Origin of the sequence: Pseudoalteromonas sp. GW168-MNA-CIBAN-0100, assembly GCF_040309225.1 — a bacterium.
In the GTDB taxonomy this organism is placed as follows: domain Bacteria; phylum Pseudomonadota; class Gammaproteobacteria; order Enterobacterales; family Alteromonadaceae; genus Pseudoalteromonas; species Pseudoalteromonas arctica.
The window spans coordinates 1-279 of the sequence record NZ_JBEOOL010000490.1 but is presented as its reverse complement, the minus strand read 5'-3'; the positions used below and the strand labels follow the sequence as shown (position 1 = coordinate 279).

Annotated in this window: 1 protein-coding gene; it reads right to left on the bottom strand. The window is 69.5% G+C overall.

Annotated elements, in window-relative coordinates:
* Positions 1–51: 51 nt before the first annotated feature.
* A partial coding sequence (locus AAEY62_RS22095; RefSeq protein WP_350636545.1) for a lipoprotein occupies positions 52–279 on the bottom strand: 228 nt, incomplete at its 5' end.

Sequence of the window (279 nt, the reverse complement as noted above, 5' to 3'; positions counted from 1 at the left end):
ACCGGGAAGTCATCGCCTCGTTTCGTGCGCCGCGCGGGCGGCAGTGCGTCGTTACTTCGTCGCGGCCGGGCCCGATGCCGGGGCGGGCATGGTCGATGTGCTCGACAGTTCGGGCGACAGCGTGAGCGGCGAGCCGGACGTGTCGGGCGACTCGTCGGACGACGCGTTTTCGTCGGTCGGTTTCACGTCCGACGGCGGCGTATTCTGCGGCTGGATCGGCTTGGGCATCGGAGGCACGGTGGGCAGATAGAGCGCGCCGCTTTGACCGCAGCCGGCAAG